This window comes from Streptococcus dentapri (assembly GCF_042649885.1).
Classification (GTDB): Bacteria; Bacillota; Bacilli; order Lactobacillales; family Streptococcaceae; genus Streptococcus; species Streptococcus dentapri.
This window is the reverse complement of sequence record NZ_JBHSAC010000030.1, coordinates 1-6,860: the sequence shown is the minus strand read 5'-3', so window position 1 is coordinate 6,860 and position 6,860 is coordinate 1. Positions and strand designations below refer to the sequence as shown.

5 protein-coding genes are annotated in these 6,860 nt (G+C 39.4%); 1 reads left to right on the top strand and 4 read right to left on the bottom strand.

The window, feature by feature from the left end:
• The 4 genes from ACFOSE_RS03380 to ACFOSE_RS03365 form a co-directional block, all read right to left on the bottom strand.
• Positions 1 to 3,390, bottom strand: a 3,390-nt coding sequence (locus tag ACFOSE_RS03380; protein ID WP_380430508.1) for an InlB B-repeat-containing protein, incomplete at its 3' end; no start/stop codon positions are given.
• A 663-nt stretch (positions 3,391 to 4,053) separates the two neighbouring features.
• Positions 4,054 to 4,743: a 50S ribosomal protein L1 gene (gene rplA / locus ACFOSE_RS03375; RefSeq protein WP_380430505.1), complete on the bottom strand. Its 690-nt coding sequence runs from the start codon at positions 4,741 to 4,743 to the stop codon at positions 4,054 to 4,056.
• A gap of 99 nt (positions 4,744 to 4,842) precedes the next feature.
• On the bottom strand, positions 4,843 to 5,268 hold the full coding sequence (rplK, locus tag ACFOSE_RS03370; RefSeq protein ID WP_380430502.1) for a 50S ribosomal protein L11: 426 nt from the start codon (positions 5,266 to 5,268) through the stop codon (positions 4,843 to 4,845).
• A gap of 204 nt (positions 5,269 to 5,472) precedes the next feature.
• On the bottom strand, positions 5,473 to 6,225 hold the full coding sequence (locus ACFOSE_RS03365; protein WP_380430499.1) for an acetoin reductase: 753 nt from the start codon (positions 6,223 to 6,225) through the stop codon (positions 5,473 to 5,475).
• A gap of 165 nt (positions 6,226 to 6,390) precedes the next feature.
• On the opposite strand from ACFOSE_RS03365, the gene ACFOSE_RS03360 reads away from it, so the two are divergent.
• The gene (locus ACFOSE_RS03360; RefSeq protein ID WP_380430497.1) at positions 6,391 to 6,747 is read left to right on the top strand and encodes a DUF3397 family protein; all 357 of its coding nucleotides are present in this window, start codon (positions 6,391 to 6,393) and stop codon (positions 6,745 to 6,747) included.
• Positions 6,748 to 6,860: the final 113 nt, after the last annotated feature.

Below are 6,860 nucleotides of genomic sequence, written 5' to 3'. Positions count from 1 at the left end.
ATCGTTGTCATCATCCGCGTCCGTCACATCGGGATCGCCATCCCCATCCGTATCACGTTGAACCGTGATCGGTACGTTTACAACAATACTTTCATTTGTTGAATTACCATTTGGACGAACAACTGTCAAGGACACCGTCACTGAAATAGAAAACTGCCGCTCTTCATCATCATTTCCTGACCAATCCGTGATATTTGCAGTTCCTTGCAGGTTACCTTGACTATCAATAAAAATTCCATTTACTGCTTGAGAAGGCCTTATGACAGCATCTGCCTTATTACTTTTAACAACTGTCTTGCTTGCAACTGGAGATTTATCCGTTAAAATATTCGGTTCGCTGGCATTGGCTGTCAGTTTCTCTGTCCAAATAGCATATAGGGTCATATTGGAGGCGGTGAATTTCTTCCCCGTAGGATATTCTTCTGGGCCATCAGGATTAGTCGACCATCCTATCAAGAGAAAACCTGGTTTTGAATAGCCTTGATTTCTAATGTATACCGCTTGATTATTAAGATATTGCTTAATTACTATTTCTCCGGAACCGCCATTAGGATTATAAGTAACTGCTACATAGTCGCGGTTAGAATCCTTAGACCATTGAGCGTAAAGGGTCAAAGTATCGCCGGAAAATTGATTGAATTGTAAAATTTGTTTAGGTGTATAACGCGTTCCTGTACCATCTGCTTCAGTATTCCAACCAACAAAGACTAAGCTTTCATTTGGCGGTGTCATATCCCCTTGTTCAACAATTTTAATATTTTGTTGGAATTCCACATCACTGGTTGCCGGCGGATTGCTGCCTCCATTCGCATCATAAACGACTTTTTTAGTAGGGTAAGTCCAAACAGGAACTAAAATCATTCCTGCTTCTGTGATTTCAGTCTCGATATTCACTTGCTCGAGACGGCCATTGACCAGTTTATACCATGTTGGCTCTAAAATACTGCCATCAAAATTGAATTTATTATTAACTTCAAGTGTCCCAGAGAATGTCTTACTGCTGTCAACTTTCGGCGTTCCTGTAGCATCGTATTGAATACTGCCATCTGCATTTAATTGAGCATATTTATTGTCTGTATCAAGAATGGTATCCCCTGAACTTACCAGAAGAACAGTTTTTTCTGTTGATGTATCACTTAAGACAGTATCCTTGTATACGGTTACTGGAATATACTCCTTAGCCCATCCAGCATAATAGATAAGTCCTCCCGCTGGCACCTTAACATTGGTAAAATCAATAGGATCACCGCTAGTAGCTGCATTATCATACCAGCCTGTAAAAACATAGTTGACACCATATTCATCTGTTTTCTTGGTCACATACTGTGTTAACGATGTTGGTACCAAAGGCAAAACATTGGATTTATAGTCTACGGTCGAAACAAAATTACCAATGCTGTCATCATTAGTCACGAAAGTAACACTGTACTGTTTCTTACGAAAATAAGCACGAATGCCGTTCCAATTATGTGCTTCAGTAATTCTTATCTGAGTAACACCGTTCGCTTGACCTTCAAATCGAACAAAATCGTAACCTTCCGTCGCTGAGCTTAAATTAAGTGTGCTCCCTACATTTGAATTAATGACCTGACTGCGGAAAGTTTCTCCAGTATCAATATCAAGGTAATAAATCGTCGGATGTGCAGTATAATTATAAATACCAGCAGTAGCTACAGTACTGTAGGCCGGCATAGGGTAGTTTAAACGGGCTAAACGGGTATCGGTGCCATTTATCCTAAGGCTCCATGAGCTAACACCCTTATTGTCTAAATAGGGAGTCAGTTCAGCCCCCCATTTAACTTGATAGTCAGTTCTGCTGCTTCCAATAACAACCGTCAGTGTAAACTTACGGCGTTCATAGTAAACATTGAGAACAGACTGACCATCTCCTGCAATAGTAACCGTTCCATCTGGCTGATAAGCCGATTTTTCATATAAAGCACGCAAAGCTGCTGGATCGGTGTAGCTAATGACAGATCCCGTGGTTCCCGTTAAACTTTGACTATCTAATACCGTATAGCGAAGGCCGTTGACTTCTCGAACACCGTCTGGAGTTTCTCCCCAGTAAACGATTTGATAAGTTGTATTGGAATTGGGAAACCATTGAGCTTTCAGATTATAATCTCGTGTCACTTCAGCACTCGTATCAACAAATGTGCCTGTTTTGGTATCAATCCAGCCATCCAAGGTGTATCCCTGCCGTGTTGGAGTTGGAAGCTGTCCAACATTATCAGCCAGAGAACCTGAGTTTACATAGACATTATTAACCGATGTTCCACCGTTAGAATCAAAGGTGACTGTCTTTTGATTGACAATGACCGCATGGAGGGTCAAATCAGTAGAAATTGGCTGATTAAAGTCAAAAGCAGCTCCATTTGGAGTGTCAGACCAATGAGAAAAAACATAAGAATCTTTTGGTGCTACGATAATAACATCTGCAGGTGAGACCGTTGAATTGGCAGGTATTTCCTTTACCTTAACAACAACACCAGCATCATTTTTAAAGGTTACGCGAACCGTATCTGAGAAATGAGCCTCAATATTGACAATTGTTCCTGGTTCAAAGGAAGTGACCTGATTAAAATCAATTTGATTGTTGCCATCAAACCATCCGATAAAAGCCTTATTCCCATACACTGGAACATTTGGTTCAGACAGCTTGTCCCCAGATTTTACATATTGGGTAGAAACTTTTTTTCCTTCACTATAGAAATTGACTTCTGTTACATCTGTATCTGTGACGTCATCTGCTTCTTCAGGTTCACTCGGGTCAGCAGCAGCTGGCTCACTTATATCAGCCGAAGCCGCTGCGCTGACAGTGGCTTCTGAAGAAACTGCACTGGAAGTACTCCGGGAGGTGGAAGTTTCTTCTTTAGCAGAAACACTGAAGGTTATCGTATTATCAGCACCTTCCGTAAGAGTCTGAGTTACCGAACTTGTTCCGCTCAGCTGATAGTTGCTGAGTGCCCCAGCTGACATTTCATTTGCACTCTCAGTAACAGTTGCTGTTGCCGGACTTGTTCCATCTGCTTCAACAATGGTTGACTTTTGAAGACGATAAACTTCGTTCCCTAAATCGTCAACATAAACAATACTGTAAGTAATTGTTACAGTTCTTTTCTGAGATTCAGTTTTATCAGCTGAGTCAGCAGAAGTATTTGAAGCCGCAGAGGTTGCCGAACTTGCTTCCTCACTTGTTTCTTGAAGCTGATTTTTCTCTGTTGATGCCGCAGTTGTTTCTGGATTAGCTTGCACATTTGCTTCATCAGCACTGATATTATTTGTAAGTGTAAGCATTAAAAAAGTCATGCCCAGTAAGACTGAACCTGCTCCAATTTTTTTCATCTTTCGAATGGAAAAACGTTGACGTTCGCCCACTTTCCGTTCCATAGAAACTCCTTTATCATCTAAAATATTATAAAAAGATAAATAAAACTTCTATTTGTATATAATACTTTTTCAGAGACCGTTTTATTCATCAAACAAAGTAATTATATCACAATTATTACATTTATTGCTCTTTTAATTTATTTTTTACGGTATTTATACAATAAAAAAACTCCTTAATGTCAAGGAGCTATTCTAAAGTGTAGCAGCTAAAAAATTATTTTATCTCACCATTCCAGTAATCTAAGCCATTTTTTAGCACATAAATATCTTTGTAGCTTGTTTTTTTAAGGATGGAAACAGCACGAGCAATTAAACTAGCCACAAGAACTATATTTCACCAATGGACTCATGCTAGCTTCACTGACCAAACATCGATGACGTTTAGACCTATCTTATACTAGCAATTTATAAAATCTATACAGAAACAGTTACCTCTTCACATTGGATAAACCATCATTCCTCAGACAACTGTCTCAATACGCCCTCAAACAACTCTTGCTCGATCATATGAAGTTAGTCCTTAATCACCTCGGCAGTCTCTCAAACTATAAGAGAGGCAACCTAAAAACTAAGACACTGAGTTACCAACCACTGCGTCAAACCGTTATAAAGAGTTTGTATAATAAAAAAGGCTGAGAACTTTTCCCAAACCTCTTTATATTCTTATAATGAATTTACATCAACCTTGATGCCAACACCTTGTGTTGTTGTAATTGAAAGATTTGTGATGTAAGTGCCCTTAGCAGTAGATGGCTTTGCTTTAACAATCACATCGTTGAAGGCTTTGAAGTTTTCAACCAATTTGTCAGTATCAAATGAAACCTTACCAATGATAGCTTGAACATTACCAGCCTTATCGGCACGATAAGTAATTTTGCCGCCTTTAGACTCTTCAACGGCTTTTGCAACATCCATAGTTACAGTACCAGTTTTAGGGTTTGGCATAAGGTTACGAGGACCGAGCACACGTCCAAGACGTCCAACAATTGCCATCATATCTGGTGTTGCGATAACAACATCAAAATCCAACCAACCATCGTTAATTTTTTGAACAAGGTCATCTTCACCAACAAAGTCTGCACCAGCTTCTTTAGCTTCTTCAGCTTTAGCACCACGAGCAAATACAAGTACGCGTTGTGTCTTACCAGTACCATTTGGCAAGACCATAGCGCCACGGATTTGTTGGTCTGCTTTCTTAACGTCAATATTCAAGTTGTAAGCAACTTCTACAGTTGCATCAAATTTTGCAAAGTTTGTTTCCTTTGTAAGTGCTACAGCTTCCTCAACGCTGTATGCTTTTGTGCTATCAACTTTTTCAAGAGCAGCACGCAGTTGTTTGCTTTTTTTAGCCATGTTATAAATTCTCCTTGTGTAATGTGGTCATATCGACTTTCATCTCCCACGTCACTCATCGAAGTCTGATGAAGTTGCGGGTTATGGATTCTGTTACAGTCAGTCAGTAACAGTGAATCCCATTGAACGAGCAGTTCCTTCAATCATACGTATAGCAGATTCAAGATTTGCAGCATTCAAATCTGGCATTTTAGTTTCAGCAATTTCTTGTACTTGCGCACGTGTTACTGAAGCAACCTTAGTTTTATTAGGTTCACCAGATCCTTTTTCAACACCGGCAGCTTTTTTCAAAAGAACAGCAGCTGGTGGTGTCTTAGTGACGAAATCAAATGATTTATCTTCATACACTGAGATAACAACTGGGATAAGCATACCAGCTTGATCAGCTGTACGAGCGTTAAACTCTTTTGTGAATCCCATAATATTGATTCCTGCTTGACCAAGGGCTGGTCCAACGGGTGGAGCTGGAGTAGCTTTACCGGCAGGAATTTGAAGTTTTACGATATTTTCGACTTTTTTAACCATGATATAAAAATCCTCCTACTGTGGTTCTCTCGGTAATTTCAGATTTTTACCTCCCACAAGTATGCAAAATACATACCTTATCTATTATACCGAAATAATCTGGAGATGCAAGATTTTTTCTAGATTTCTTGAGATAATTTTTCTAATATATTATGGCAATTTAGAAGCTTAGATGAATTGGATGCCTCCATCGATTTGGACAGCCTATCCAGTCATGTAATCAGACTTAGGAGAAGCCAAGTAAGAAACATAATCAGCCACATCTGCAGGCGTTTGTACACGTCCTAGAGTAATGAGCTTAGAATATTGTTTCAGATATTGTCCCTTATAACCACCCTTTTCTTCAACCATCTTCTTATCGATCAAATCCCACATGTCCGTGCCAACGATACCCGGGCAGTAAGCATTGACAGTGATATGATCTTTGCCTAATTCTTTAGCGGCAGCTTGTGTCAGACCACGAACGGCAAATTTTGTTGATGAATAAGCACCCAACAGATCAAAAGCAACGTGACCAGCAATACTTGACGCATTAATAATCTTACGAATCTTATCACCATCATCTTGCTTGCAGAACTGTGCTGCCGCTGCCTGAATACCATATAAGGTACCAAAAACATTGACTCCATAAATTTTTTCCATATCCTCAGGAGTCTCCTCTTGTAAGGTCTTGACCTGAGCAATACCGGCATTGTTGATGTAGGTATCCAAGCGACCGAAATTATCTACGGCAGCTTTAACAAAGTTTTCATGAGCTTCTTTCTTAGCCACATCTCCTTGGACACTGACTGCTTTAAACCCCTTAGCCAGCAATTCATCCGCAGCCGCTTTGGCCGCATCAGCATCTAAATCAGCTACCACAAGAGCGTAACCATCTGCTGCTAATTGCTTAACAATCTCTTTACCAATACCGCGACCTCCACCAGTTACAATAACAACACGAGTTTCTTCTACCATTTCAATCATCCTTTCTACGGTATATTATTTTGTTAGTTCATCATATCACATTTTTGTAAGCGCTAACAAAAACTAATGGCTATATTTCTTAGAGAGCCAGTAATTCTTTATTAGCAATCCTCTCAAAATATTTACAAATTAGGATTTTGAAGGTACAATAGAAACATGATATACCTTCTAGCATTCTTGTACTTTTTTCTAGTCCCCTTTTTGGCGCAATCACTGGTTCGGTATTTTGATCTCAAGCGCTTTAGTATAAAATTTCCGGACCTATCCCTGCCTTTTTTAGCCTGGGCCATTATCCATTATTCAGGCATCTACTTTACTCACAGTTTTCTCCCTCAATATTTACTGATGATGTGTCTGCTAGCTATCGCAACTTGTTTCTTTATCATCTACCGCACTCGCAATAGTGTCAAAGTTTTTTCTTATAAGCGTTTCTTTAAACTATTTTGGCGGATGGGATACCTGTTGACAGCTCTTTTTTATATCGTAACTGTCATCTTAATAGCTTTACGCTAAATCATTTTTTATAGATATAAATAGGCTGGAACAAAAGTTCCAGCCTCAGACTGAAGACAAAGCTCTTGGAATTGCATTTCTAAGAGCTTTTTGCTCTGTTTAGGAGTATACTA